General features: G+C 33.5%; 1 protein-coding gene. It reads right to left on the bottom strand.

What is annotated here, in order from left to right:
• Window positions 1–725 (bottom strand): methyl-accepting chemotaxis protein (locus ACLL8X_RS09295; protein WP_411990633.1); only part of this gene is annotated, 725 nt, incomplete at both ends.

Below are 725 nucleotides of genomic sequence, written 5' to 3'. Positions count from 1 at the left end.
TCATTAGCAATTTCAACATTATCCTTAGTGGTTTGGTCTATTTGAGCTACACTTTCATTGATTTGAGTAATACCTGCTGTTTGTTCTTTAATACTTTCTGCCATATCATTGATAGATTGAACAAGTAAATTAGTATTAGCTTCTATTTCACTTAAAGACTTTTGAGTTCTTTCAGCTAGTTTTCTTACTTCATCAGCCACAACAGCAAAGCCACGTCCGTGTTCTCCAGCCCTTGCTGCTTCAATAGCTGCATTAAGAGCTAGAAGATTGATTTGGTCAGCTATATCTCCTATTATACCTGTTACATTTTTAATCTCTTCAGATTGAGTAATAACATCACTGGTTTTAACAGAAACATTTTGCATAGAAGAAGTAATCTCTTCTAAGGCTGCTGCTGTTTCTTCTAGGGATTGGGCTTGAGAATTAGAAGAAGTGGTTAGACTTTGAACAGCACTTTGTAATTTTGAACTTTCATTGGCTAAAGCATTAGCAAAGTCAGAACTTTGTTTTAACATCTTAATGATTTCTTCTCCTAAGGCATTAGTGGTTACTTCTACACTGCCCTTAGCATTAGCTATTTTATTTCTAAAGTCTAAGCTTTTATATTCTTCAAAGATTTTATGAATTTCATTCATATTAGAACCTACTCTAGCTTGTAAGACATCAAGAAGTTTATTAAGAACATTTTTAAGTTCAATGAGTTGTGGGTTTCTTGGATTAGCTGT

The organism is Campylobacter parajejuni (assembly GCF_046764905.1).
Lineage (GTDB): Bacteria > Campylobacterota > Campylobacteria > Campylobacterales > Campylobacteraceae > Campylobacter_D.
The sequence above is the reverse complement of the archived record's forward strand: the minus strand, read 5'-3'. Positions and strand labels throughout refer to the sequence as shown.